The sequence below is a fragment of the Amycolatopsis sp. NPDC045836 genome (assembly GCF_056431745.1).
On record NZ_JBWKKF010000002.1, the window covers coordinates 104,354 to 130,040 of the forward strand.

At 71.3% G+C, this 25,687-nt stretch carries 25 protein-coding genes; 10 read left to right on the forward strand and 15 right to left on the reverse strand.

Translation table 11 applies throughout. From position 1 onward, the window contains the following. Positions 1 to 47: 47 nt before the first annotated feature. A complete protein-coding gene (locus tag AC07EG_RS03240) occupies positions 48 to 1,187 on the forward strand; it encodes an epoxide hydrolase family protein (RefSeq protein WP_478251344.1) in 1,140 nt (379 codons plus the stop codon). A gap of 273 nt (positions 1,188 to 1,460) precedes the next feature. Here the strand turns inward: AC07EG_RS03240 and AC07EG_RS03245 are convergent, their stop codons facing one another. Further along, positions 1,461 to 2,114, reverse strand: a complete 654-nt coding sequence (locus AC07EG_RS03245) for a DNA-binding response regulator (protein ID WP_478251345.1) — start codon at positions 2,112 to 2,114, stop codon at positions 1,461 to 1,463. Then, positions 2,099 to 2,905 (reverse strand): hypothetical protein, encoded by an 807-nt coding sequence (locus AC07EG_RS03250; protein WP_478251346.1) that lies wholly within the window; start codon positions 2,903 to 2,905, stop codon positions 2,099 to 2,101. The genes AC07EG_RS03245 and AC07EG_RS03250 overlap by 16 nt, the downstream gene beginning before the upstream one ends. A 159-nt stretch (positions 2,906 to 3,064) precedes the next feature. Between AC07EG_RS03250 and AC07EG_RS03255 the strand changes: the two genes are divergently transcribed. Then, positions 3,065 to 3,769 (forward strand): hypothetical protein, encoded by a 705-nt coding sequence (locus AC07EG_RS03255; RefSeq protein ID WP_478251347.1) that lies wholly within the window; start codon positions 3,065 to 3,067, stop codon positions 3,767 to 3,769. Positions 3,770 to 3,943: 174 nt separating this feature from the next. Here AC07EG_RS03255 and AC07EG_RS03260 read toward each other — a convergent pair whose 3' ends face one another. Then, a complete protein-coding gene (locus AC07EG_RS03260; RefSeq protein WP_478251348.1) occupies positions 3,944 to 5,830 on the reverse strand; it encodes a DNA/RNA helicase domain-containing protein in 1,887 nt (628 codons plus the stop codon). 159 nt (positions 5,831 to 5,989) lie between these two features. Between AC07EG_RS03260 and AC07EG_RS03265 the strand changes: the two genes are divergently transcribed. After that, positions 5,990 to 7,885 (forward strand): DNA/RNA helicase domain-containing protein, encoded by a 1,896-nt coding sequence (locus AC07EG_RS03265; protein WP_478251349.1) that lies wholly within the window; start codon positions 5,990 to 5,992, stop codon positions 7,883 to 7,885. Between the two features lie 33 nt (positions 7,886 to 7,918). Here AC07EG_RS03265 and AC07EG_RS03270 read toward each other — a convergent pair whose 3' ends face one another. Genes AC07EG_RS03270 through AC07EG_RS03285 form a run of 4 tightly spaced genes read right to left on the reverse strand, consistent with a single transcriptional unit; the run spans position 7,919 to position 11,329 of the window. Continuing rightward, complete coding sequence (locus AC07EG_RS03270; protein ID WP_478251350.1) at positions 7,919 to 9,115, reverse strand: ABC transporter permease; 1,197 nt, start codon at positions 9,113 to 9,115, stop codon at positions 7,919 to 7,921. Then, positions 9,115 to 9,774: an ABC transporter ATP-binding protein gene (locus AC07EG_RS03275; protein ID WP_478251351.1), complete on the reverse strand. Its 660-nt coding sequence runs from the start codon at positions 9,772 to 9,774 to the stop codon at positions 9,115 to 9,117. Before AC07EG_RS03275 ends, AC07EG_RS03270 begins: the two co-directional genes overlap by 1 nt. Beyond that, the gene (locus AC07EG_RS03280; protein WP_478251352.1) at positions 9,771 to 10,832 is read right to left on the reverse strand and encodes an efflux RND transporter periplasmic adaptor subunit; all 1,062 of its coding nucleotides are present in this window, start codon (positions 10,830 to 10,832) and stop codon (positions 9,771 to 9,773) included. Before AC07EG_RS03280 ends, AC07EG_RS03275 begins: the two co-directional genes overlap by 4 nt. Beyond that, positions 10,829 to 11,329, reverse strand: a complete 501-nt coding sequence (locus tag AC07EG_RS03285; RefSeq protein ID WP_478251354.1) for a hypothetical protein — start codon at positions 11,327 to 11,329, stop codon at positions 10,829 to 10,831. The genes AC07EG_RS03280 and AC07EG_RS03285 overlap by 4 nt, the downstream gene beginning before the upstream one ends. A 113-nt stretch (positions 11,330 to 11,442) precedes the next feature. Between AC07EG_RS03285 and AC07EG_RS03290 the strand changes: the two genes are divergently transcribed. After that, positions 11,443 to 12,099 (forward strand): response regulator transcription factor, encoded by a 657-nt coding sequence (locus AC07EG_RS03290; RefSeq protein WP_478251355.1) that lies wholly within the window; start codon positions 11,443 to 11,445, stop codon positions 12,097 to 12,099. After that, a complete protein-coding gene (locus AC07EG_RS03295) occupies positions 12,096 to 13,304 on the forward strand; it encodes a sensor histidine kinase (protein ID WP_478251356.1) in 1,209 nt (402 codons plus the stop codon). The genes AC07EG_RS03290 and AC07EG_RS03295 overlap by 4 nt, the downstream gene beginning before the upstream one ends. Here the strand turns inward: AC07EG_RS03295 and AC07EG_RS03300 are convergent. Together AC07EG_RS03300 and AC07EG_RS03305 are read right to left on the reverse strand one after the other, a co-directional pair. Next, positions 13,298 to 13,897 (reverse strand): NAD(P)-dependent oxidoreductase, encoded by a 600-nt coding sequence (locus AC07EG_RS03300; RefSeq protein WP_478251358.1) that lies wholly within the window; start codon positions 13,895 to 13,897, stop codon positions 13,298 to 13,300. The genes AC07EG_RS03295 and AC07EG_RS03300 overlap by 7 nt on opposite strands. A gap of 90 nt (positions 13,898 to 13,987) precedes the next feature. Further along, positions 13,988 to 14,617: a TetR/AcrR family transcriptional regulator gene (locus AC07EG_RS03305; protein WP_478251360.1), complete on the reverse strand. Its 630-nt coding sequence runs from the start codon at positions 14,615 to 14,617 to the stop codon at positions 13,988 to 13,990. Between the two features lie 91 nt (positions 14,618 to 14,708). Between AC07EG_RS03305 and AC07EG_RS03310 the strand changes: the two genes are divergently transcribed. The 3 genes from AC07EG_RS03310 to AC07EG_RS03320 are packed head-to-tail and all read left to right on the forward strand — an operon-like array spanning position 14,709 to position 17,707. Next, entirely contained in the window at positions 14,709 to 15,797 is a 1,089-nt protein-coding gene (locus AC07EG_RS03310; protein ID WP_478251362.1) for an epoxide hydrolase family protein, read from the forward strand. Positions 15,798 to 15,839: 42 nt separating this feature from the next. Beyond that, positions 15,840 to 16,775 (forward strand): zinc-binding dehydrogenase, encoded by a 936-nt coding sequence (locus AC07EG_RS03315; RefSeq protein ID WP_478251752.1) that lies wholly within the window; start codon positions 15,840 to 15,842, stop codon positions 16,773 to 16,775. Between the two features lie 11 nt (positions 16,776 to 16,786). Continuing rightward, positions 16,787 to 17,707: an NADP-dependent oxidoreductase gene (locus AC07EG_RS03320; RefSeq protein ID WP_478251363.1), complete on the forward strand. Its 921-nt coding sequence runs from the start codon at positions 16,787 to 16,789 to the stop codon at positions 17,705 to 17,707. Here the strand turns inward: AC07EG_RS03320 and AC07EG_RS03325 are convergent. Further along, a complete protein-coding gene (locus AC07EG_RS03325; protein ID WP_478251364.1) occupies positions 17,704 to 18,123 on the reverse strand; it encodes a YciI family protein in 420 nt (139 codons plus the stop codon). The genes AC07EG_RS03320 and AC07EG_RS03325 overlap by 4 nt on opposite strands. Before the next feature lie 115 nt (positions 18,124 to 18,238). Here AC07EG_RS03325 and AC07EG_RS03330 point away from each other — a divergent pair, with 115 nt between their 5' ends. Then, positions 18,239 to 19,141, forward strand: coding sequence for an alpha/beta fold hydrolase (locus AC07EG_RS03330; protein ID WP_478251365.1), 903 nt, complete (start codon positions 18,239 to 18,241; stop codon positions 19,139 to 19,141). Here the strand turns inward: AC07EG_RS03330 and AC07EG_RS03335 are convergent. Then, positions 19,090 to 19,971 carry an NAD(P)-dependent oxidoreductase gene (locus AC07EG_RS03335; protein ID WP_478251366.1) on the reverse strand — a complete coding sequence of 294 codons (882 nt, stop codon included), beginning with the start codon at positions 19,969 to 19,971 and terminating at the stop codon, positions 19,090 to 19,092. The genes AC07EG_RS03330 and AC07EG_RS03335 overlap by 52 nt on opposite strands. Positions 19,972 to 20,015: 44 nt before the next feature. On the opposite strand from AC07EG_RS03335, the gene AC07EG_RS03340 reads away from it, so the two are divergent. Next, positions 20,016 to 22,715, forward strand: a complete 2,700-nt coding sequence (locus AC07EG_RS03340; RefSeq protein WP_478251368.1) for an AfsR/SARP family transcriptional regulator — start codon at positions 20,016 to 20,018, stop codon at positions 22,713 to 22,715. Positions 22,716 to 22,912: 197 nt separating this feature from the next. Here AC07EG_RS03340 and AC07EG_RS03345 read toward each other — a convergent pair whose 3' ends face one another. The 4 genes from AC07EG_RS03345 to AC07EG_RS03360 all read right to left on the reverse strand — a co-directional run bounded on the left by AC07EG_RS03345 (position 22,913) and on the right by AC07EG_RS03360 (position 25,595). Continuing rightward, a complete protein-coding gene (locus AC07EG_RS03345; protein ID WP_478251370.1) occupies positions 22,913 to 23,191 on the reverse strand; it encodes an HPr family phosphocarrier protein in 279 nt (92 codons plus the stop codon). Positions 23,192 to 23,293: 102 nt separating this feature from the next. Beyond that, on the reverse strand, positions 23,294 to 24,019 hold the full coding sequence (locus AC07EG_RS03350) for a bleomycin resistance protein (RefSeq protein WP_478251372.1): 726 nt from the start codon (positions 24,017 to 24,019) through the stop codon (positions 23,294 to 23,296). 77 nt (positions 24,020 to 24,096) lie between these two features. Next, positions 24,097 to 25,002, reverse strand: a complete 906-nt coding sequence (locus AC07EG_RS03355) for a GlxA family transcriptional regulator (RefSeq protein ID WP_478251374.1) — start codon at positions 25,000 to 25,002, stop codon at positions 24,097 to 24,099. After that, the gene (locus AC07EG_RS03360; protein ID WP_478251376.1) at positions 24,999 to 25,595 is read right to left on the reverse strand and encodes an isochorismatase family protein; all 597 of its coding nucleotides are present in this window, start codon (positions 25,593 to 25,595) and stop codon (positions 24,999 to 25,001) included. The genes AC07EG_RS03355 and AC07EG_RS03360 overlap by 4 nt, the downstream gene beginning before the upstream one ends. Between the last annotated feature and the right edge of the window lie 92 nt (positions 25,596 to 25,687).

A 25,687-nucleotide genomic window follows, 5' to 3' on the forward strand; every position in this document is an offset into this window, starting at 1 on the left:
ACGCTACCGCGTGGAAACTGTCGGGGCACCCGCTTATCGTCCCCACCGTGATCGAATACCGACTCGACATCCCCGAAGCGGAGCTCCTAGACCTCCGCGAACGCCTCCTGCGCACACGCTGGCCGGAGGCCGAGACGGTCGACGACTGGTCCCAGGGCGTGCCGCTGGCGTACCTGCGCGAGCTGTGCGAGTACTGGGCCACCGATTACGACTGGCGGCGCGTGGAGGCGAGGCTCAACGCGCTGCCGCAGTTCAGGACCGAGATCGACGGGCTGGGCATCCACTTCCTGCACGTGCGCTCACCCCACCCCGAGGCCACGCCGCTGCTGCTGACCAGCGGCTGGCCGGGGTCCGTCCTGGAGTTCCTGAAGGTGATCGAGCCGCTGACCGAGCCACCGGATCCCGCCGACGCGTTCCACGTGGTGTGCCCGTCGATCCCGGGGTTCGGCTTCAGCGACAAGCCGTCGGAGACCGGGTGGGGCATCGAACGCATCGCCGGGGCGTGGCTGCGGCTGATGGACGAGCTGGGTTACGAACGCTTCGGCGCCCAGGGCAGCGACTGGGGTACGAGCATCACCACGTGCATGGCGCTGGAGGCGCCGGAGCGGCTGCTCGGCATCCACCTCGTGCCGCCGCTCGCCGCGCCCGATCCGTCGACCTTCGACGACCTGACCGAAGCCGAGCAGCAGTCGCTCGACGCGCTGCGGCACGCGAGCGAATGGGAGGACGGGTACTCCGTCGAGCAGTCCACCAAACCGCAGACCATCGGCTACGCCCTGGTCGATTCACCGGTCGGGTTGTGCGCGTGGATCGTGGAAAAGCTGCGCTCCTGGACCGACTGCGGTGGTGACCTGGAAAGCGTGCTCACCAAGGACGAGATCCTGGACGCCGTGATGGTCTACTGGCTGCCCGGCACCGGTGCCTCCTCGGCGCGGCTGTACTGGGAGAGCATCCGGCAGGTGCAGAGCTGGTTCACCGAGCCCACCACGGAGGTGATCGACGTCCCCACCGGCTGCTCGCTCTTCCCGCGGGAAACCCCGCGCCCATCCCGCCGCTGGGCCGCCAAACGCTACCCGAACATCGTCTACTGGAACGAGCCGGCGCGAGGCGGGCACTTCGCCGCGCTGGAGCAGCCGGAGTTGTTCGTGAAGGAGGTGCGTGCCTTCTTCCACACCCTCCACAACTGAACAGCGAGAGCCGCAACGCCCAACCCACGACGATCGACGCCTGCTCGAGGCGCATGGTCCGCACCGGCGTACTCAAATCGCACGCGGTCGATGCCGAAGCCGGACCATCGCACCGGCAGCGCCCCCGCGAAACGACCACTCACGAAGTGGGCCAGGCTATCCCGATCCACCTGCAAACCTCGAGGTGGACCAAAGCATCTTGAACAGCGCGAGCCACCAACCCGGCCCTCGTCGGAGCCGAAGGCCGCCCGACGTGCCCGATTTGCAGCGAACCTACAAATCCTCGAGACGGACCAAACCATCCTGAATGGCGCGAGCCACCAACCCCGCCTTCGTCGGGGCGGCACGGCCCGCGTTGGCGTACTTGATCCGCACGCGGTCGATGTAGGAGTTGACCGTCCGCACCGACAGGCCCAGTTTCTCGGCGACCATGTCCTTCGACTCGCAGGCGAACCAGTTCACCAGCACGTCGATCTCCCTGGCGCTGAGGCGCGGCCGGTCCGGCCGGGTGTCCACGCCGATGGCCCTGGCCATGGACGGCGGTGTGTAGGGCAGCTGCCTCGCGGCGGCGTGGATGGCGGCGACCAGGTGGGCCGGGCCCTCGGCCTTGGTGAGGTAGCTCGACGCGCCGATGTCCAGGCAGGTCAGCGCGGTGTCCTTGTCGTCCCGCATGGTGTAGACGACCACTTGGCGGCCGGCGTCGACCAGTCGGCGCAGGTCGCCGTAGGCCGGGGCCGGGGCGGTGAGCTGGAGGTCCAGCACGATCACGTCGGCTTGGTCGCCGGGGTCGAGCCAGGCCACGGAGACCGTGGGGCCCGAGTCGACCACCCGCACCGGCGGCTCGGCGGCGGCGCACCAGGCTTCGACGCCGCTGATGATGGCGGGGTGGTCGTCGATGACCACGGCGGTGATCAGTTCGCCGTCCACACGGCCTCCACCCAGTGCTTGCCGCCGGATTCGCGGTGCGTGACGGTGACCTGCTCCGCCGAGGTGAGCGGCCCACCCGGCACGGTCACCCTCGCTTCGGCGACGGTGGCGGCGAGGCAGGCCACCACCGGCTCGGTCAGCGCACGCCGGACCGGGACGGGCAGGTCGGGCCGGTCGCCCAAGGTGCCCAGGAACACCGTGACCCCCTTGCGTTCGGCCACCTCCGCACAGGCACGCAGCTCGTGCAGCAGCGGATCGTCGACCTCGTCGGTTTCGGCGAACAGGCGGCGCATCCGGGCCGCCTCCACCGCGTAGGACGCGCGGTCGAGCACCGGGGTTCCGGCCGCCAGCCGGGCCAGCAGCGGCACGGTGCTCGTCGCCAGGTCCGCGAACCGGGCCTGCCGGTCGCGGTGCAGCTGGTTCGCGACCGCCTCCGCGGTGCGCGTGCGTTCCTCCCGCGCCGCGGTCCGCTGCGCGAGCCGGGCCAGCCGGCTCAGCGCGGCCGTCGACGCGGCCACGGTGAGCTGGTAGCCGAGCACCAGCACGGACACCGTGGTCAGGCTGGTCAGCGTCAGCCGCTCGGTCTGCCCGGCCGCGAAGAGCTGCCCGAAGCTGAACGCCTGGTGCGCGGCCAGCGCCACCAGCACCGACCGGAAGCTGTGGTCGGCGAGCAGCAGCAGGCAGAACCAGCCGATCGTGCCGAAGGACCACTCCGCCTCGGTGACCACCAGCTCCGGCGGCACACCGAACACCGCGGCCACCGACGCGGCGAACACCACGGCGAGCGCCACCCAGCGCCACCGGCGGCCCGGCCCAACGCGACGGCGGGTGCAGCCGGGAGCCGGACCGGTGCGCCGGCCCGGAGTTCCGCGTCGACCGGGCTGTGCCGGACCACCTCGTCGAGCAGTTCGGCCAGGTCGACCTGACCCTTCGGCAGTCCGACACGGCCGGTGAGCACTTCGAGATCGCGTGCGGCCCGCTCGGCCAGCCACGGCTCGCGGCCGGTGACCATGCCGGTGCCGACCGCCAGCAGCGTCGCGGCGGCGGTGTCGTGCATGGTGGCGAGGTGCTCGCGTTCGTCGGCACGACGGGCGGCGGCGATCTCCGCTCGGCGGCGCACGCGTTCCTCCGCCGCCGTGCCGCGGTCCACCTCACGGCCCGCCGAGCGCACCAGCTTCCGCAAGCCGCGCGACAGCCCGGCTTCGGCCAGCGTCCACAAGCCGAGTTGCGCCGAGGCGGTCCACCCACCGGGGTCGGCGATCGCCACACCGGCCAGGTACGCCGCGATCAGCACCCCGGTGGACACCCAGCCCGGCAGCGGAGCGCAAAGCCACTGGTGGCAGACCGCGGTGATGGACACCGCGACCAGGACCCAGCTGCTGCCGTCGTGCAGCAGCACCGCCGGATCGATCCAGCACGCCCCCGGGCACACCCCGGCGATCACGGCGGTGTCCAACGCCAGCACCCGTGACGCACGCCCCCAGAAGAACGCGCTCCACAACCCGAGCCCCACCACGACGGGCACCGACCGTTCCAGCGGCACGGTGCACAACGTCAGGCAAGCCACCGAGAGCAGCACAGCCGTCCGCACCACCACGGCATACCGACGCCCGACGCGCTCCACCTCACGCTCGGCGGGCCCCGATGTGGGGTGATCGACCGACACCGCTCCTCCACACCCCGCACTACCTTCGGACTGCGAGCCCGCCACCGAGCGCGTTACCCCGCGCACATGCTAGCGGGCACGCGCAAGCAGTCCGCTGAGTCGAAGACGCCGCTGCCTGGCCGAGGGGGCCAGGCAGCGGCGTCACCGGGCAGGGACCCGAGTCCTACCGGGCGTACTCGTGGAAGAACGCGTTCGTCTCCTCGTCCACGGAGTACAGGCAGACCCCGTCCATCCCACGGGTCATCAGCACCTTGTAGGCGTTCCGGACCAGCACGTCGAAGCGTTCCGCGTCCACCTTCTTCCCGCTCAATGCGGGATCCCGGGTTTTCTCCTGTTGAGCGCGCCAAGCACCGTCTCGGATCACCAGGTCTTCCCCGAAGATGACACCGGCCCAGTCGTATTCGAATCCCTGGGCCGTGTAGACGCACCCGACCTGGCTGAAACCGGCCGGATCGGAGGCCCACAGCGACGCCGAGGGGAAGCCCGGCACCTCGGACGCCTGATTCACGTTCCACGGCCGCCGCCACCCACCGATCTGGACGTCGTCGACCAGTCTCCACTCCCCGTCCACGCGGATCGGATTGCTCCAATCCCAGCAGAACCCCGCCGCCATGCGCGCGGTCCCCGAGGAACTGCTCATCTGGTTCTTCAGCCACTGCTCCAGCGCGTGCGGGGAGCGCACGCAGTCGACCACGTACTCGTCGGTCTCCGCGGCGAAGTCGCTCCACCTGACCGGTCCACCGGGGGTCAGGCCGAGCAGCCGGAGCACCCACTGGTCGTAGTAGGCCGAACCACCACACCGGAACTGGCCCGCCAATTCGATCTCGACCACCTGGCAGCCGAGCCGGTGCGCGGCCTCTCGGATGGTCCTGACGTTGCCGACCTCGTTCGGCCGCACCCGTTGGTCCTCGTCCAGCAGGAACACCGGCACCTTCGCGGCCCTGATCAACTGGCCGACCTGCGGCGGGTGCTTGAGCCACTTCGCCTCGGGCACGTCGTTGTGCCGGAGCCGTTGCGCCTCGTCGCAGATGAGCACGTCCAACTCGTCCCGCCGACTGCTCTGGAACTGGTTGAAGTAGGTGAACATCGTCCCCGTACGACCGTCCCCGTCCGCGACCCGCACGCGGAGGTTCTCGGTGAACGCCTTCGAACCCGTCGCGTGCATGACCTTTCCGCGTTCGCCCGCCAAGGCGTTGAACAGCGAGATCGCGATCGCGCTCTTCCCGGATCCCGGTCCGCCCTGGACCACGATCACCTTCTTCGCCGCCCCATCGCCTTCGCGGGCGGACTTGACCGCTTCCCGGACCGATTCGAAGGCGACCTGCTGCTCGTCCAGGAGCACGAAGTCCTCGCGTTGCGCGAAGATCGCCGCGGCGGTCTTCAGCAGGGTGCGCCCGGGTAGGTGCCGGGCCCCGGTGAACTCCCCGGCGGCGCGCGCCGAGCCCTCGGCGGTCGCCGGATCGTCGCTGAACAGCGACACCAGGTCGGCCACCAGGTCGCCGGCGAGGTCAGCGGTGTACAGCTGCCCGAAGTCGTCGGGCTCCTCCTCGTCGAGGTCCCAGTCCTCCGGCCGGATGGCGTTGTGCAGGTACGCCAGTCCCTTCATCCTACTGGGCCGCCTCGCCAGCGAAGGCGTGTAGTCCAGCAGGTAGCGACAATAGCGGCGGACCTGCTCGGCCGGGTGCAACAGGGGTTGCTCCACCCAGGGCACTTTGACCCTTCCCCGCCCCACCACGGCGACTCGCGTCCACTGCTTCAACTCCACCAGCGCGTAGGACGGCTCGCCGTCATCCGGGTGAACCCCGCACAGCACCGCGTCGATCCGCCTCGGGCAATACGGGAGCGGGTATTCCAGCAGGACCTGGATGTGCCCGAGACCGGCGTCGCACAACAGGTCGAAAAATGGCGGCAGGCTGCGTCGCCAAGCGCCGGGTTCTCCTTTGTTTTCGAGCGAATACCTGATGCCGGTCCACTTGGCCAGTTCCCTGACCAACCGGTCTTCCGCGGTACCCCGGCGCAACTCGTGCGCGGTTCCACCGATCGGTCTCACGTGATGGCCCCTCTCCAGCACGCAGATGACGAGGAATTCCCCACTCCCGTGTCGAAGAGTAGCGAATTGACGCGATCGGGTGAGCAGAGGACGCCTGTGCCCGCACTGGGCGTTCTACTGATCCACTAACCTGGTCGCACGACGACGGTGGGGGATCGAGTGGCACTCGTACGGGGTAGGGCAGCGGATCTGCTGGTTGAAGCCGACAGCGGTCACCTCCACGCGCGGCTCGGCGAACAGTTCGGCTACCGGCTCGAGCACCGCGCCGGTACCAGCGAGTTGAACTCCTGGGCGAAGAGCCTGCCGATCGTCCTGCGGGACCTGGTCGACGCCGGTCTCGGTGACCTCGAAGTCCTGCTGGAGCACCAACTCCCCCACAGCAGGCAGCGGATCGACGTGGTCCTCGCCGGTACCCACCCGCGCACCGGGGACAGCAGTTTCGTGTTCCTCGAACTCAAGCAGTGGTCGAGAGCCGAGGTCGTCCTCGCCGAGTTGCTGAACGTCCAGGGGCTGCCGGGCAGGCACCTGCACCCCGCCGCGCAGGTCCGCGGGTACTGCCAGTACTTCGTCGACCACACCCCCGCCCTCGTCGACCGGCCGCGGGCGGTGCACGGCGTCGCCTACCTGCACAACGCCCGCCGCGCGGACGTGGCGACCCTGACGCAGTACGCGACCAGCGAGTACGGCCGCCTCTTCACCATGGACGACAAGGCGGAACTCACCGCCCACCTGCTCGCCGTGCTGGACCCGGCCGCCGAACGGCCCGCGAACCTGGCCGCGGGAGACGAGTTCCTCGGCTTCGCGCACCGACCGACCAAACCGCTGCTGGAACTGGCCGCCGGGGAGATCCAGGACCGCGAGCAGTTCGTCCTGCTGGACGAGCAACGCGTCGCCTACGAGCTGGTGATGCAGGCCGTCGAACGGTCCCGCGCCGCCCAGACCCGGACCGTGGTCGTCGTCGTGGGCGGCCCGGGCTCGGGCAAGAGCGTGATCGCGCTCAGCCTGGTCGGGGCGCTCAGCCGGCGTGGCCTCAGCGTGAACCACGCGACCGGTTCGAAGGCCTTCACCCAGACGATGCGGAAGGTGGCGGCTCACCGGCAGCCGAGGGTCAGGAGCCTGTTCAAGTACTTCAACTCCTACGTCGGCGCCGAACCCCGGGCGCTGGACGTGCTGATCTGCGACGAAGCCCACCGCATCCGCGAGAAGGGCACCACGCGGTGGACGAAGAAGGAGCAACGGGAGCGCGCCGACCGGCAGGTCAACGAACTGATCAACATCGCGACCGTGCCGGTGTTCCTGCTCGACGAGCACCAGATCGTGCGACCGGGTGAGATGGGCTCGCTCACCGAGATCACCGCCGCCGCGGAGGCCCTCGGCTGCCGGGTCGAGGTGGTGCACCTGCACGACCAGTTGCGTTGCGGTGGTTCGGTTTCCTACGACTCCTGGGTGGCCAGGCTGCTCGGCCTGGTCCCCGAGCCGCCGATCGCCTGGAGCAAGCTGGCCGGCCCGCTGGACGAGGGCATCACGCTGACCAGCGCGGAGTCACCGCGGGCCCTGGAATCCTGGGTGTTGCGCCAGCAGGACCAGCACGGTGGGGTCGCGCGGATCACGGCGGGTTACTGCTGGCCGTGGAGCGACCCCGCAGACGGGCCGGACGGGCGGTACCTGGTCGACGACGTCAGGATCGGCGCGGACTGGGCGAGGCCGTGGAACGCGAAGGCGGACTCGAAGCCGGTGCCCGGCGTGCCGGCCTCCGACTTCTGGGCCACCGACCCCGAGGGCTTCGGCCAGGTCGGCTGCATCTACACCGCGCAGGGTTTCGAGTACGACTGGTCGGGCGTCATCTTCGGCCCGGACCTCGTCCGTCGCGACGGGAGGTGGGTCCCGTACCGCTCGGAGTCGAAGGATGCCGAGGTGAAGCGCGCGGACGACCTGCGCTTCGCGGCGTTGACCAAGAACACCTACAAGGTCCTGCTCACCCGTGGCATGCGCGGCACCGCGATCCACTCCACGGACCCGGAAACCCAGGAGTTCCTGACGGAAATGACCCGCTAGGCGGGCCCGTTCGCCAACGGACCCGCCTAGCTCTCAGGGCGTGGCCAGGGCTTCGGTCGGCGACAGCCGGGAAGCGCGGATGGCTGGGTACAGCCCGGCCACGGCGCCGATCAGCAGGGTGGCGGCGATGCCACCGCCGAGGGACCACGCCGGGATGACGGCCGGCCAGTCCCGGGAGAAGGCGTAGCCGACGGAGACCGCGGCGCCGAGCAGGGCGCCGCCGACGCCGCCCAGCAGGGAGAGCAGGAGCGACTCCGCCAGGAACTGGCTCCGGATGCGGCCCCGGGTGGCGCCCAGCGAGCGGCGCAGGCCGATCTCCGCGCGGCGCTCCAGTACCGAGATCACCATGGTGTTCGCGACGCCGACGCCACCCACCAGCAGGGCCACCGCGCCCAGGCCCAGCAGCAGGCCGGTGAACGCCTCGGTGGCGGCCTGCTTGGCGGCCAGCGCGTCCGACGGGCGCGACACCTCCACCTCGTTCGGCGCTTCCGGGTTCGCCGTGGCGCCGAGCACCGAGCGCACCGCTTCCACCTGGGCCTCCTGCGACCGCGTGTAGATGGTCGTCGGGTGGCCGTCGAAGGACAGCGTGGCGGTCGCGGCCGGCCAGCCCACCAGTGCCGCCGCGTCCAGTTCCGGGGCCAGCGCCGCCGGTTCCAGGATGCCGATCACGGTGAACCACTCGCCGCCGATGAGCACCTGCGCGCCCGGACGGCCGATGCCGAGGCGCTCGGCCGCCACCGCACCCAGCACGGTGGCCTGGTACGAGCCGGTCGCGTCGTTCAGCCAGACCCCGCTCCGCACCTGCCCCGCGACCGTGGCCAGCAGGCCGCTCCGGGCGGCATAAGCCGAAAGCCCGTTCGTCTGCGTTTCCGGGATCTTGTCGGACCGGTACACCTTCGCGTCCTCGATCCGCCCGATCGCCGAAAGCGACTCGACCGGGGAGATCCGCGCCGCCATCGACTCCGACGCCATCGGCAGTTGCGCCTGCTCACCCATCATCGTCGTGCCGGGGGCCACGGTGAGCAGGTTCGTGCCCAGCGCGTCCAAGGTGCGGTCCAGTTCCGCCCGCGACGACGAGGAAATCCCCACCACGGCGACCATCGCGGCGATGCCGATGGCGATGCCCAGCGCCGAGAGGAACGCCCGCATCGGCCGCGTCCGCAGGCCGACCGCCCCCACCTTCAGCACGTCACGCGGCCACATCCGCGCCGGTGCCAGCACGTCGGCCATCAGCTCACCCCCGCCAGCCGACCGTCCCGCATCCGCACCTGCCGCGGCAGCGAAGCGGCGATGTCGCGGTCGTGCGTGATGATCACCACCGTGGTGCCCGCCGCGTTCAGCTCCCGCAGCAGCCGCATCACGCCCTCCCCGGACGCCGTGTCCAGCGCGCCGGTCGGCTCGTCGGCGAGCAGCAGCGGCGGGTCCCCGGCCACCGCCCTGGCCACCGCCACCCGCTGCCGCTCCCCGCCGGACAGCTCGTGCGGCCGGTGGTCCATCCGGTGCGCCAGGCCGACCCGCTCCAGCGCGGCACACGCGCGCCGCCGCCGCTCCCCCGCCCGCATCCCGGTGTAGAGCAGGCCGTCGGCGACGTTGTCCAGCGCCGACACCCCGGCGGCCAGGTGGAACTGCTGGAACACGAACCCGATCCGGCGCGCTCGCAGCACGGACAGCTTGGCGTCGGACAGCTTCGCCACCTCGTAGCCGTCGATGTGCACGTCCCCCGACGTCGGCCGGTCCAGGGTGCCCAGCAGGTTCAGCATGGTCGACTTCCCCGAGCCGGACGGCCCGACGATGGCGACCAGTTCCCCCCGCTCCACCCGCAGCGACACACCGTCGAGCGCGGTCACCCCGCCGGGATAGGTCTTGCTCACCTCGGTCAGCGAAATCACTTCGGCACCCCCACCACCGTGCCCTCGGTGATGCCGTCGCCGGTGATCTCCACCTTGCCGTCGGCGAACAACCCGGTGTCCACCGGCACGTACCTGGTCGCCGTGCCCTCGACGACCTCCACGCCGAAGCCGCCCTCGGCCAGCGCCAGCAGCGCGGCCACCGGCACGGTGAGCACGTTCTCCCGTTCCTCCGCGGTGAACGTCACCCCCACCGACGCCAGCGCGTACGGCTCCGCGGCCTGCTGGTCGTCGAAGCCGACGATCACCTCGACCTTGGTGGTCGGCTGCTCGTTCTGCCCCTCGCCCGGCTGGATCACCGTGGACACCTCGTCCACCCGGCCGGTGAGCTCCTTGCCGTCCGGCAGTTCGATCCGCACCTCGGCGCCCTCCTCGGCCAGGCGCTGGTCGGCGGGCTCCAGTTCGACGGTGATCGCCTTCGCCACGCCGGTGCAGGTCAGCACCTTCTGCCCCGGGCTGGCCGGTTCGCCCGCCTTGGCTTCGACGCTGTCCACCCGCACCTCACCCCCGGCGAACACCACGCGGCCGAGTTCGACCACACCGGTCTCTTCGAGCCCCAGGTCCTCCTGCCAGTCGGCCACCGCCGTCGCCGTGGCCGAGGTGTACTCGTCGTCCACGGTGAAGCCGGTGTACCCGAGGTCCCGCAGGTTTTCCTCCAGTTGCCGGACATCCGGGCCCTCCACCCCGTCGGCCAGGTTCCGGTAGGCGGGCATCGAGCCGTACAGCAGGATCACCGGCTTGTCGTCCACTCTGTACAGTGGCTGGCCGCGGGCGACCCTGGCGTCGCCGTCCGGGACGAAGGTGAGCGTGCCGGGCAGCCGGTTGCTGACCGTGGTCGTGGGACCGTACCCGAGTTCGCCGTCCGCCTCGCGGGCATCCTTGAGCGTCTGCCTGGCCACCTGCGCCGTGCTGGGCGGCAGTTCGCTCGGACCGTCGTCGCCCGCCTGGCTCCGGGTCTGGGTGAACACCAGCAGGCCGGCGGTGGCCGCGCCGGCCACCAGCACCACGGCCGCCCCGACCGCGATCCCCCGCCGGTTCACTTGCGCTCCGGCAGCGACATGAGCTCCTTGCAGGCTTCCTGCGCCTTCTCGAAGTCGGGGTCCTCGGCCAGCTTCTTGTCGATCCGGATCCCGCCCTGGTCCGGGTCCGGGTCGGCGAAGGCCTCGACGCCGTTGGCCCGCATGCACTCGGCGAACTTGCGGGCGTTCTCCTGCACCTGCGGGTTGTTCTTGCCGTTGGCCTGGGGGCTGTACTGGCGGCAGGCCTCCTGCGCCTTGTCCACCACTTCCTTCGGTGTCTTGCCGTCGATCTTGAGCTGGATGCCCTTGCCGGGCTCGGGGTCGGGCATGTCCACGCCGTTCTCGCGCATGCACTGCGCGAACTTGACGCCGAGGTCGCCCGCGTCCGGGGCGGCGCTGGCGGGGGCCGCGGTGGCCGGCTGTCCCGCCGAAGCCACCTGGTCCCCGCCGTCGTCGGTGCCGCACGCGGTGAGCAGCAGGGTCAGCGCGGTCAGCGCGCCGAGGGTGAGCCGTCGCATCGGTCCTCCTGTGGGTCGGATGGTGGGCACCGATGGAAGCCGAACGGCCGTTTCCGGGGGGTTTCCGCGCTCGCTAACGGCGACGAAACACCGTCATCGGGGATCATTCGCGGATGAGGGTGCTGGTGGTCGAGGACGAACCGCTGCTCGCCGGCGCGATCGCGGAGTGGCTGCGGGACGAGGCGCACGCGGTCGACGTCGCCCACGACGGCGGGGCCGCGCTGGAACGCCTCCACGTGCACGCCTACGACGTCGTGGTGCTCGACCGCGACCTCCCGGTGGTGCACGGCGACGACGTGTGCCGCGAACTGGTCGGCTCCGGGGCCACCGCCAGGGTGCTGATGCTGACCGCGTCCGCCGAGGTCACCGACCGGGTCGGCGGCCTGTCGATCGGCGCCGACGACTACCTGACCAAGCCGTTCGCCTTCCCCGAACTGGCCGCCCGCGTGCACTCGCTGGGCAGGCGCGCCCGGCCGGCCGCCCCGCCGGTGCTGACCAGGGCGGGCATCACCCTGGACCCGGCGCGCCACCAGGTCTTCCGGGACGGCCACTACGTCCCGCTGTCCAAAAAGGAGTTCGCGGTGCTGGCCGAACTGCTGCGTGCCGACGGCGGCGTGGTCTCCGCCGAGTTCCTGCTGGAGAAGGCGTGGGACGAGCACGTCGACCCGTTCACCGGCGTGGTCCGGCTGACCATCCTGAAACTGCGGCGCAAGCTCGGTGAGCCCTCGGTGGTGGAGACGGTGACCGGTGTGGGATACCGGATCCCGTGACCGGCCTGCGGCCCCGCCGGGTCACCCTGCGCACGCGGCTCACGCTGATCTACGGCGGGCTGTTCCTGCTGGCCGGGATCGTGCTGCTCGGGGTCACCTACGCGTTGTTCGACCAGCAGCTGTCCGGGGCCGGGCCGAAGGTGCTCGCCAAGACCCAGCAGGTGCCCGACACCGGCCTGACCCGCAAGCAGCACCTGGTGGTGCTGACCGGCAACGGCGACCTGCTCACCGGCGCGGGTGCCGAGCAGTGGATGAAGGAGCAGCAGGAGCAGCTGCACGACGCGGCCACCACTTCGCTGTTCACCCAGGGCGGTATCGCGCTGCTGGTGGTCGGGGGCCTGGCGGCGGGCTTCGGCTGGCTGGTGGCCGGCCGGGTGCTGGTGCCGCTGCACCAGGTCACCAGCACCGCGCGCCGGATCGCCACCGCGCCGGCCGCGGACCGGAACCTGCACGAGCGCATCGCGTTGCGCGGGCCGGACGACGAGGTCAAGGACCTGGCCGGGGCGTTCAACACGATGGTCGAGCGGCTGGACCGGTCGTTCGACGGCCAGCGCCGCTTCGTCGCCAACGCGTCGCACGAACTGCGCACGCCGCTGACGGTGAGCCGGTCGCTGGTCGAGGTCGCGATGCACCGGAAAACCGCGTCACCCGACGTCAAGCAGCTCGGCGAGACGCTGCTGGAGATCAACACGCGGCACGAACGGCTGATCGACGGACTGCTGCTGCTCGCCGGATCGGAGAACGAGATCCTGGACCGCCGTCCGGTGGACCTGGCCGACGTGGTGACGCACGTGGTGGCGCAGACCGCGGCGGAGGCTTCGCGGGCGGGCATCGAGGTGCGCGCCGAGGCCGGTGAGGCGATGACCACCGGCGACGCGGTGTTCCTGGAACGGCTGGTGCAGAACCTGGTGGAGAACGGCATCCGGCACAACACCGGTGGCTGGGTGCACGTGGTCAGCCGCACCCGGGCGGACGGGCGCGCCGAGGTCGAGGTGAGCAACACCGGTACGGTGGTGCCGCAGTACGAGCTGCCCGCGTTGTTCGAGCCGTTCCGCCGCCTGGCCACCGACCGCCTGGCCACCGCGAAGGGGGCCGGGCTCGGCCTGTCGATCGTGCGCTCGGTGGCCAAGGCACACGGCGGCGAGGTCGCCGCGCGCCCCCGGGACGGCGGTGGTCTGGTGGTTTCGGTGCTGCTTCCTCAGTAAGCGACGGAGAAGCGCTGCCGCTGGTGGGCGGGCTTGTCGATTTCGTCGACGAAGGCGAGGGCGTAGTCGTCGCCGCTGATGCTGTCGCCGATGATCTGGTCGCCACCCACGCGGTAGCGGCCGAGCTTCTCGCCGGGGTTGAACGAGCCGAAGGCGGGCGCCGGGCTGACGTAGAACCAGTCGACGTCGTCCGGCAGCGCGCGCAACGCCTCCAGCACGCCGACGTGCGCCTGCGCCTCACCCTTGGCGAAGGCCGGGAACGCGGGCGTGTCCACCAGCTGCGGCCCGCCGGGCGACACCCGCAGGCTGCCCGCGCCGCCGACCACGCCGATGCGCGCCCCGGTCTTGGCGAGCGCCGGCACGGCGTCGGCCAGGCCCTTGCCGTCCGCCGGAGCCGCCGGCACCGCCACGACCACGACGTCGGCGCCCTTGGTCACGTCGAGCAGGAACGCCTCGTCGTGGATGGAGCCGGAGGTGACACCGTCGCGTTCCCCGCGGGCCACGCGCACCACCTGGTGGCCACGCCCCGCCGCCTCGGCGGCGATCTTGCCGCCGGCGTACCCGGTCGCGCCGAACACCACAATCCTGGCCATCGTTCTGTCTCCTCCGAGGTCGGTCGGGCGAGCTCTGCCCACGCTAATCCCGATCAAGGCGGCACGCGCGCACCTCTAGGGGATTCCCGGTCACTTCCAGCGGCCGCTCAGCTCACCCGGCCGAGGGGCCGGGCCCGGTAACGGGTCGCCGCCGGTGGTCAGGGTGCGCAGCAGCATGGCCAGCACCCGGCGCCGCAGCTGGCGGGTCCGGTCCGGGTCGTCGACCCGGATGGCGGCGCAGGCTTCCAGGGTGAGCCCGATGTCCTGCGCCACCACGTCCTGGCGCAGCGCGCCGGCCTCCTTCGCCCGGTCGACCAGCGTCGCCGCCAGTTCGTTCGACCGCATGGCGTCGGCGCCCATTTCGGCGGTCGGGGTGAAGGTGCCCGCCAGGTGCACGGTCAGCGAGTGCACGTCCGCGTCGACCACGCGCTCGACAAAACCGGTGAACGCGCGCCCGGCGTCCGGCTCCTGCAGCGCCGCCTCCGCTTCGGCGTTGTACCGCCGCAGCCCCTCGTGGCACAGGTGCCGCAGCAGGTCCTCCTTCCCGGGGTACCGCCGGTACAGCGCGCTGATGCCGACCCCGGCCCGCTTCGCCACCGCGGACACCGGTGCCTTCGGATCGGCCAGGAACACCTCGCGGGCGGCGTCGAGGATGATGCCGTCGTTCTGCGCGGCCTGCTGACGGCGACCCGACAGCCCGCTGCTCTGCGTGGTTGACATGCCACCCAGATTAACACTGGAACAGATCTTTCCGCTCTGCTAACCTCGTGACAGAACAAAGCATTCCGTTCCGATAGCCGAGGAGCCCGCCATGATCCGCCCCTTCCGCGTCGAAATCCCGCAGACCGCGCTCGACACCCTGGCCACCCGCCTCGACCAGGCGATCCTGCCGAACGAACTCCCCGGCACCGGCAGCGCGTACGGCATGCCGGTCGAGCGGATCCGCGAACTCGTGCGCTACTGGCGCGAGGAGTTCGACTGGCGTCAGCTGGAGGCCCGGCTCAACGCGTACCCGCAGTTCGTCACCGAGATCGACGGCGAGGACATCCACTTCCTGCACGTCCGCTCACCCCGCGAGGACGCGACGCCGCTGGTCCTCAGCCACGGCTGGCCCGGCACCGTGCTGGAGTTCCTCGACCTCATCGAGCTGCTGACCCCGGCGTTCCACCTGGTCATCCCGTCCCTGCCCGGCTTCGGCTTCTCCGGCCCCACCCGCAGCACCGGCTGGAACCGCCACCGCACCGCCCGCGCCTGGGCCGAGCTGATGCGCCGCCTCGGGTACCAGCGCTACGGCGCGGTCGGCAACGACGCCGGCTCGATGATCTCGCCGGAAATCGCCCGCATCGATCCCGAGCACGTGATCGGCGTGCACGTCACGCAGATCTTCTCGTTCCCATCGGGTGACCCGGCCGAGATGGCGGACCTGAGCGAAGCCGACCAGGCCGCGCTCAAGCACCTGCAGTGGTTCTACGACAACCACTTCGCCTTCAACCAGCTGCACAGCCAGCAGCCGCAGACGCTGGCCTTCGCGCTCGCGGACTCGCCGGTCGGCCTGCTCGCCTGGAACGCGCAGCTGTTCGACGAGACCCTCGACCCGGCGTTCGTCGTGGGCAACGTGGCCATCCACTGGCTGACCGGCACCTCCGGCTCGGCGATCCGGTTCTACTACGAGGACGCGCACGTCCAGGAGCCCGCCGCGGAGCCCGCCGAACCGACCACGACGCCGATCGGACTGGCCATGTTCCGGGGTGACTTCCAGTCCATCCGCCGCTTCGCCGAGCGCGACCACCAGCGGATCACCAGCTGGAACTCCTACGACACCGGTGGCCACTACGCCGCGCACGAAGCGCCGGAGGTGCTCGCCGAGGACATCCGGAACTTCTACGCCGCAATCGATTGACCTCCACCTAACTGGAGGTTGAAGGCTGGAGCCGTGACAACGATGAGAGCGGTCCGGGTCAGCGGGTTCGGGGGGCCCGAAGTGCTGCGGGTGGACCGGGTCCCGGCACCCGTCGCGGGGCCGGGGCAGGTGGTGGTCGGCGTGGCCGTCGCGGACGTGCTGTTCCTGGAAGCGCAGCTCCGCGGCGGCTGGGGCGCCGAGTACTTCGGGTTGACCCCGCCGTACGTGCCGGGCACGGGGGTGGCCGGGCGGGTGCTGTCGGCCGGGGACGGGGTGGACGGCGACTGGGTGGGCAAGGAGGTGGTCGCCGGGATCGACGGCGGCGGTTACGCCGAACAGGCGCTCGTCCCGGCGGCCAACCTGGTGGAGATCCCCGGCGGCGTCGATGTGCGGACGGCCGCCGCGCTGCTCCAGACCGGACCGGCGGCGTTGAGCCTGATCGACGCGGCGAAGCTGCAGCCGGGCACCCACGTGCTGATCACCGCGGCGGCCGGTGGCCTCGGCACCCTCCTGGTGCAGTTGGCCAAGGCCGCCGGGGCGCACGTGGTCGCCGCTGCCGGGGGCGCCGAGAAGCTGAAGCTGGCCGGGGAACTCGGCGCCCCCACCCTCGTCGACTACACCACCGGGAACTGGGCGGAGGGCCTCGAAGTGGACGTGGTCTTCGACGGGGTCGGCGGGGAGATCGGCCGCGCCGCCTTCCACGCGGTCACCCGCCGCTTCTTCGCCTACGGTGTGCCGAGTGGTGAGTTCGCCCGGATCGACGAAGCCGATCGCCACGGGATCGAGGTGACCGGTATCGAACAGGTGCAGTTCAGTCCCGCGGAAATGCGCGGGCTGGTCGCCCGGATCCTGGCCGAAGCAGCCGGGGGCCGGGTGAAACCGGTTGTCGGGCGGACGTTCCCGCTCGCGCGCGCCGCCGACGCGCACGCCACCATGGAAAGCAGAGCAGTGCTCGGCAAGACCCTGTTGCTCGTGTGAAAAGGACGAAGATGGCTCAGGCGATCCGGTACGCCGAACACGGCGGACCCGAAGTGCTCCGGCTCGAAGAAATCGATCTGCCCGATCCGGGTCCGGGTGAGGTCCGGCTCGCGGTGCGGGCCGCCGGGATGAACCCGATCGACTGGAAGATCCGCAGCGGCGCGTTCACCCCCGGCCGGGCACTGACCGCTCCGCGGGGTACCGGCGTCGAACTGGCCGGGGTGGTCGAGGCGGTCGGCCCGGACGTGGACACCGTGGCGCCCGGCGACGAGGTGTTCGGCCCCGTCGGCTCCGGGGCGCTCGCCACGCACGCCCTCGCCCGCGCGGCCGACCTGGTGCACAAACCCGGCTGGCTCGATTTCGAGCAGGCCGCCGCGCTGCCGGTCGCCGCGGAGACGTCGGTGCGCGCGCTGCGTTACCTGGGTGTCCGATCAGGACAGACGTTGCTGGTGCACGCGGTGGCCGGGGCGGTCGGCCTGGTCGCCGCGCAGCTGGCGATCGCCCGCGGCCTGGCCGTGGTCGGCACGGCCAGCGCGGCGCGGCACGAGTTCCTGCGTGAACTGGGCGTGCGCCCGGTGGCCTACGGCGACGGCTGGGCCGACCGCGTGCGCGAAGCCGCGCCGGACGGCGTCGACGCGGTGCTCGACGGCTCCGGCCGCGGGGTGCTGGAGGAATCCGTGGTGCTGACCGGTGACGCGGCCAAGGTGGTGACCATCGCCGATGGCAGCGCCGCCGACCACGGCGTGCACTTCACCGGCGGTGGCGCGGACACCGTGCCGGCCGCGGAGGTGTTCGCCGAGGTGCTGCCGCTGCTGCACGCCGGGAAACTGCGCCTGCCGATCGCCGAGACCTTTTCCCTGGCACAGGCCGCCGACGCGCACCGCCGCAGCGAAGACGGCCATGTGCTGGGAAAGATCGTGTTCAGCGTCTAGCGCTGCTGTTCGGCCGCCTTCGCGCGCAGCTCGGCTTCCTTCTCCCGCAGTTCCGGGGTGAACGCCTCACCGAAGTCCTCGGCCTCGAGCACCCGGCGGATCTCCACCTCCTGCTCGGGGCCGGGGATGCGCTTCACCCAGCCGATCGCCTCCTCCAGCGACGGCACGTCGAGGATCCAGAACCCGGCGATCAGCTCCTTGGCCTCGGTGAACGGGCCGTCGGTGACGGTGGCGCCGTCCTTGCTGAGCTTGACCCTGGCCCCCTGCGAGCTGGGCGCCAGCCCCTCACCGGTGAGCAGCACCCCGGCGCCGACCAGTTCCTCGTTGAACTTCGCCATCGCGGTCATTTCGGCTTCGGTGGGTGCGCGACCGGCGTCGTTCACTTCGTCGGACTTCAGCAGCACCATGAATCTCATGTTCTCTCTCCCTCGAAGGTGACCGCCCCAGCCTCCACCGCACGCCACCGTTCCTGCCTTCCCGAACGCAAATAGTTATGTGCGAGCGCGGTTTTCCGCTGCGTAGCTTCGGGCCATGCGCGAACGAATCACTCGATCCGGCGACGTCGAACTGTGGACGCAGGCGATCGGCGAGCCCGGCGCCCCGGCGCTGCTGCTGAACGCCGGCGACTGCCAGTCCTCGATGGACTGGCCGGACGGCCTGGTGCACCGGCTCGCCGAAGCCGGGCACCTGGTGCTCCGCCACGACTACCGCGACACCGGCCGGTCCACGCACCGGGAGTTCGCGGTCAACCCGTACGACTTCGACGACCTGGCCCGTGACGCGGTCGCGGTGCTCGACGCCTGGGAGGTGGAGCGGGCACACGTGCTCGGCTTCGGCATGGGTTCGGCGATCGGCCAGCTGCTGGCCCTGGACCACCGCGACCGGCTGGCCGCGCTCACCCTGCTCGGCAGTTGCGCGCTGGACGTGGACTTCTTCGGCAACTGGGAACGCGCGCTGACCGGCGAACCCACCCCCGACGGCCTGCCCACGCCGAAGCGCTGGTTCGTCGAAATGGCGTTCGCTCCCGGCAGCATCTCCGAAATCGACTTCTACCACCGGCTTTCCGGTGACCAGCTGCCGTTCGACGAAGCCGAGCTGCGGCAGCGGCTGGCCGCCGCCCGTGCGCACGCGGTGGTGCCGGAACCGGTCGAAGACCACCCGCACGGCTCGATCCGGCAGGACTGGACCACGCGGGCCGCCGACCTGCCGGGCGTCACCACGCCCACCCTGGTCGTCGAAGCCCCGCTCGATCCGATCCACCCGCCACCGCACGCCCGTCACCTCGCCGAGTCGATCCCCGGCGCCCGGCTGGTGACCATTCCGGGCATGGGCCACTACCTCGCCCCGGCGATCCACCAGCCGTTGACCGAGGCCGTCACCGCTCACACCTCGGCGAGCACCTCCACCAGGCTGGAGAAGCTGTCCCCGCCGTGACCGGCGGCGGCCCGGCGCTCCAGCAGTTCCTGGATGGGCAGCTGGAGCGCGGGATCGATCCCGTTGGCCCGGCTGACGTCGACGATGTGCCGCAGGGCCGCCCGGTTCAGGTCGACGCTGGACACCCCGGCCGAGTACTCGCCGGACTCGATCTCCCCGGCGAGTTCGGGCAGGAACGCGATCATGCCGCCGAGCCAGTGGGTGACCAGCGGCAGCAGCTCACCCGGCCCCACCCCGACCGTGCGGAGCAGGGCGGCCGCGTGCAGGAAGCCGGTGAGCGTCGAGTAACCGGCGCTCAGCAACGCGAGGTCGTGGAACTCGGCCAGCGCCGGGTCCTCGCCGAGGTACTTCGTGGTGCCGAGCAGTTCGAGCACCTCCTCGGCCGCGGCGAAGGCCGTGCCGGAACCGCTGTAGAGCAGCAGCGCGTCCGGGCTGCCGAGCGTCTGCGGCACGGCCATCATCGCGCCGTCGAGATAGGCCGCCCCGCGTTCGCCCGCCCACGCGGCCAGGTCACGGGCGTCGTCCGGACCGCCGGTGGTGACGTTGACCAGCGTGCGGCCGGTCAGCTCCGCGGTCGCCAGCACCTCCCGCACCGCGGCCGGGTCCAGCAGGCTGGTGATGATCAGGTCGCCCGCGGCGACCGCTTCGGCGACGGTTCCGGCGCGCTCGGCACCCTGCTCGACGAGGGCGTCCGCCTTGGCCGCGCTGCGGTTCCACACGGTGGTGCGGTGTCCCGCGGTGAGCAGGGTGCGGGCGATCGGCTCGCCCATCTTGCCGAGGCCCAGCACGGTCACGTTCTTCTTGGTCATGTCCGCCAACCTGCCGGGCACCGCTTTCGGAACGTGGTCGGTCCGCTGTCGGTTACCGTGGCCCCGTGCGATTCGGGGTGCTGGGACCGCTCGAGGTGCGGACGGCGGCCGGGGAGCCGGTCGGGGTGCCCGAGCTGAAGGTGCGTGCCCTGCTCGCGGCGCTGCTGGTGCACCGCGGGCGGGCGGTGTCGGCCGACCGGCTGGTCGACGAGCTCTGGGGTGCCCGGCCACCGGCGAATCCGCTGGCGGCGTTGCAGACCAAGGTTTCACGCCTGCGCCAGGCGCTCGGCCGTGAACTGGTGGTCGCCGAGGCACCCGGGTACCGCCTGCACGCCGGGGCCGTGGACGCCGACGAGTTCACCGCGCTCACCGAACGCGCGCACGCCGCCGCCGATCCGCGGGTGCGCGCCGGACTGCTCACCGAGGCGCTCGCGTTGTGGCGCGGTCCGGCGTACTCCGGGTTCGAGGAGTTCGCCCAGACCGCGATCGACCGGTTGACCGAACAGCGGCTGGTCGCCGTCGAACTGCTGGCCGAGGCCCGGCTGGAACTGGGTGAGCACGACCTGCTCGCCGGTGAGCTGGGTGAACTCGTCGCCGAGCACCCGCTGCGGGAACGGCTGCGGGGTGCGTACCTGCTGGCGCTCTACCGGTCCGGGCGGCAGTCCGACGCGCTCGCCGGTTACCGGGAGTTCCGGGCTCGGCTCGCCGACGAGCTGGGCGTCGATCCCGGCCCCGAACTGGTCGAACTGCACCAGGCCATCCTGGAACAACGCGCTGGGCCGCCGCGGCGGGAGACCAATCTGCCGTCACCGCTGACCCCCCTGCTCGGCCGGGCGGAGGCGGTGGCCGAGGTCGCGGCGTTGCTCGCGGAACACCGGCTGGTCACGCTGACCGGTCCCGGCGGGGTCGGCAAGACCCGGCTGGCGCTGGCGGTGGCCGCCGGTTCGGCCGGCGCGTGGCTGGTCGAGCCCACCGCGGAGCCGCTGGAGGACGCGGTGGCCACCGCACTCGGGCTGCGGGACGAACCCCTCGCCGAGGCACTGCGGAACCGGCGGCTCCTGCTGGTGCTGGACAACTGCGACCGGGCGCTGGACGAGGTCGCCGCGTTGGCGTCGCACCTGCTGAAGACCGCGCCCGGCCTGCGCGTGCTCGTCACCAGCCAGTCCCCCGTCGGGATCACCGGCGAGGTGGTCCACGAGGTGCGCCCGCTGCCGGAGGCGGACGCGGTGGAGCTGTTCCTGTCCCGGGCCGCCGCGCTCGGCTTCACCACCGGTGAGCTGGCCGCGGTGCGCACGATCTGCCGCAGGCTGGACGGCCTGCCGCTGGCGCTGGAACTGGCCGCCGCCCGGGTCCGCACGCTCGGCGTCACCGAACTGCTGGCGCGCCTCGACGACCGGTTCCGCCTGCTGGACAAGGGAAAGCGCGATGCCCCACCACGTCACCGCACGCTGCGGGCGATGCTCGACTGGAGCTGGGAACCGCTGAGCGAACCGGAGCGAACGGTGCTCCGGCGGCTTTCCGTGCACACCGGGGGTTGCACGCTGGAAGCCGCGGAAGCGGTCTGCGGGGTGGATGGCGTCGCCGGACTGCTCGACGACCTGGTCGACCGATCACTGGTCTTCGTGCGGGACGGCCGTTTCCGGATGCTGGAGTCGGTGATCGCCTACTGCGCCGAGCAGGGCGAGCTGGAGACCGTCCACGAGCGACACCGGCAGTACTACACCCGCCTCGTCGAGCGGGCCGAGCTTCGCGGTCCCGAGCAGGCGGCCTGGCTCGCACGGCTGGACGTGGAGTACCCGAACCTGCGGCAGGCCGGGCTGACCGGCGAGCTGGGGTGGTACCGGGTGATGCGCGGGCGGTTCGCCGAAGTGCGGCGGCACGTCTCCGAGGCGGACCCGCTGCTGCTCGGCCTGGCGTTGTTCCGCGGTGGGGAAGACCTTGCGCGCAGCGAAGGGCTGATCGAGCGCGCGCTGCGGAACGCAAGCGACGACTGGGAAACCGCGGTGGCGCTGAGCACGCGAGCCGCGCAGGCGCTCACCCGCGGCGACCTGGCCACCGCGGCACGGGACGCCGGGGAAAGCGTCCGGTTGTTCCGGCGGCTCGATGACCGCTGGGGGCAGCTGCAGTCCGTCTACGCCCTGGCTTCACTGGCCGAAATCTCCGGCGACTACCCCGAAGCCACGCGGCTGCACCGGGACGGTTTCCGCCTGGCCGAAGAACTCGGCCTGCCCGCGGACGCCGCCGACCGGCTGACCGGCCTTGGCCGGATCGCGCTGCTGGCCGGGGAATTCGACGAAGCACGAACGCTGCACCGGCGCGCCAGGCAGCAGGCGGCGGACGTCGGTTACCGGTCGGGAGAGGTGCACGCCGAACTCGGATTGGCCCTGATCGCCCGGCGCACCGGTGAGCTGGACCAGGCCGAGGCGCTGCTGCGCTCGGTGCTCGCCTGGCACCGGGAGGCGAGCTTCGATCCGGGACCGGCCTTGGTGTTCGCGGAGTTGGGTTTCACCGCGGAACTGCGGGGAGATGTGACATCCGCGCTTTCACTGCAACAAAAAGCACGGCAAGCCGCGGAGAAGACCGGCGATCCCCGTGCCATCGCCCTGGCGCTCGAAGGGCTGGCCGGAGCGCATTCACTGGCCGGGAACCACGCCGAAGCAAGCCGGCTGCTCACCGACGCCGAAGCACGACGCGCCTCCGTCGGCGCCCCGCTACCCCCGGCCGAACGCGGTGACGTCCAGCGGATCCGTCACCGGCTGGGGTGACGCGGGAACACGCCGAGCGCTGGGGGTCACTCGGCGTGTCCCGCCGCTCGTGCCGGTTCGGGGGGCCGGCCGGGCTCGTCCAGATCGTCGAGGTCGAGTGGGCGACCGTCCGCGGTGAACAGTTCCGAACCGCCTGCCAGTACTACTTCCGCTACCTTCACCCGACCCAGGGTGCCGCAGCAGGACTAGGGTTTCGGCTAGGCGGGCACCGCGGCGTCGAGGTCCTGGGCCAGCAGTTCGGACAACTCGCGCAACGTCTCTTCGGCACCTTCGCCCTCGACGACCAGCACCACGTCCTCACCACCACCGACGCCGAGCGACATCACCGCGAGAATGCTCGCGGCGTCGACCAGCGCGTCTTCGGAACGGCCGATCCGGACGGAGGCGGACTGCTTGCCGGCGGCCTCGGCGAGCAGGCGAGCCGGTCGCGCGTGCAGGCCGACCGAGGAACCGATGGTGACTCGTGTGCTGAGCACGCTTCCGTCCTTTCGTTCAGGGACCAGGTGCCACCTCAGCGTAACCGCGTCGATGTGGGTTATCAAGCGTTTGGCGTTGGGATCGTCTGCGTTGTGGTTGGTTCACGTCTGCTTCACGCGATCGGGGAGCTGCTCGCGAAGATCCGCCACGCGCTGCGACTCGTCAGCCAATCCGGGGTCACCCAGCAGACCGAGGTCGTCCACTTCGGACAGCAGGGTACGGGCCGCGTCGTCCTCCCCCAGCCGCACCGCCAGATCGGCTCGCAGCACCAACGCGCGGAACCGCAGCACCGCGGGCACTTCCTCGTCGACCGCCAGCGCCCGGTCGAGCACCCGCGCGGCGGCCACCGGATCGTCACGCGAATCGGCCAGCATGGTGGCGGTTTCCAGCGCCCGCCCCAGTTTCGGGCCCTCGACCGGCCCTTCGGCGAGCCCGTTGCCCGGCTCGGTCAGCGGCTGGCCGATGCGCACGTAGTTGCCCGCCGGGTCGATCACGGTGAACTGGCGACTGCCCGAACGCAGGTCCTTCAGCGGGTTGATCCGCGGCACGCCCCGCGCGGGCACCTTGCCCAGCGCCGCCCGCAGGCCACCGGTGAACCGCTCGTACAGCGCGTCCACCCGGTCGGTGAGCACGTAGCAAGTACTGAAGTTTTCCTCGGGCACCAAGCCTTTCATCACGTAGAAGTGCAGCTCGAAGGTCTCGAACTCGACCACGGCGTACACGTTCGGCGCCTTCTGCTGGTAGGTGACGGTGAAACCGAGCGAGCGGTAGAAGTCGATCGTCTCGCCGATGGACACGCAGGGCAGCAGCGGAATGGTCTTCTCCACGGGGGCCACCTTCCGGGATTCACTCAAATTTGAGCAGCCGGGTCAGGCTAGCACGGCACGTACTCAAGTTGGAGTACTCAGACCCGCGAACGCAGGCGGCGCAACATCCGCGCGTCCTCGAAACCGACCGCCCTGGCCGCGTGCTCGACGGCGGCGCCCTGCGCGATCAGGTGTTCGGCGCGTTCGACCCGCAGCACCTGCTGGTAGCGCAACGGGGTCAATCCGGTGACCCGGCTGAACAGGCGGGTCACCGTGCGCTCGCTGCACCCCGCCGACCGCGCGAGGTCGGCCAGCGGCAGCCGTTCGGTGAACCGCTCGTCGATCAGGTCCTGGAGGTGGTGCACCGCGTCGTTGAGGTGGTCGCGGTGCCGCAGCATGGCGCTGGCCTGCGGTTCCTCCCCGTTGCGGCGGGCGTAGACGACCATCTCGCGGGCGATCCGCGCGGCGGCGCCCGGGCCGTGGCGCACCGCGACCAGGTGCAGGGAGAGGTCGATGCCGCTGGCGATCCCGGCCGAGGTGACCACCCGGTCGTCGGTCACGAAGAGCACGTCACGGACCACCGTGGCCAGCGGGTACCGGCGGGCCAGCTCGTCCTGCAGCGCGTGGTGGGTGGTGCAGCGGCGGCCGTCGAGCAAGCCGGCGCGGCCGAGCGCGTCGGCGCCCGCGCACACGCTGGCCACCAGCCCACCGGCGGCGTGGTGCGCGCGGATCCACGCCAGCGTCCCGGCCGCGATCGGGCCGTTGTGCCGCAGTTCCGGCCCGCGCCAGCCGGGGACGAGCAGGATGTCGTCCCCGGTCAGCTCCGGCCAGTCCACCTCGGCACCCAGCGGAACCCCTTGTGCGGTCGGCACTTCCGGTCGCTCGGCGAGGTAGCGCAGCCGGTAGCCCAGCCCGAGGTCGCCGGCGGTGGAGAACACCTGGGCCGGCCCGGCGAGGTCGAGCAGGTGCAGCTGCGGCACCAGCAGGAAGGCGACGGTGGTCACGATCCGGTCAGCGTACCGGCCACCTCGTCCACGGTCTTGATGGTGGCGAACCGGCCGGCCAGCGCGTACTCGGTCCGGGCGATGATCTCGTCGGTCCGGAGCGTGCGCGGGTCGGCGAGCACCTCGTCGGCACCGCGGCCGGCGGGTGCGTCCCAGTGCGGCAGCGGCGTGGTCGCGGTCGCCTCGGTGACGAAGACGACCTGGTAGCCGAGGTCGGACGCGACGCGGGCGGTGGTTTCACAGCACTGCTCGGTGCGGATGCCGCAGACCACCACCTCGCGCACGCCGTGCGCGGTGAGCGTCTGCTGCAGGTTCGTGGTGGTGAAGGCGTTGTGCGCGGTCTTGTGCACCACCGGCTCGCCGGACTCCGGGTCGAGGCCGTCGATCAGCCGGACGAACCCGCTGGCCGGGTCGAACACCCCGCCCGAGCCGGGTTCTTCGTGCAGCACCCAGACCACCAGGTCACCGCCGGCGCGGGCGGCGGTCACCAGCCGGTTCACCCGGTCGACGACGGCCGGGTTCGACACGTGCCGCCAGTTGTCCCGCTGCCGGAACGATTCCTGGACGTCGATCACCAAGAGGGCTCTGTTCATGCCCCCAGCCTGACCCGGCCCACCGGCTGCGCACCAGACCGGATCCAGCCCGGATGCGGACCGATCCGGTCACCAGCTGGTGTCTGTACCTA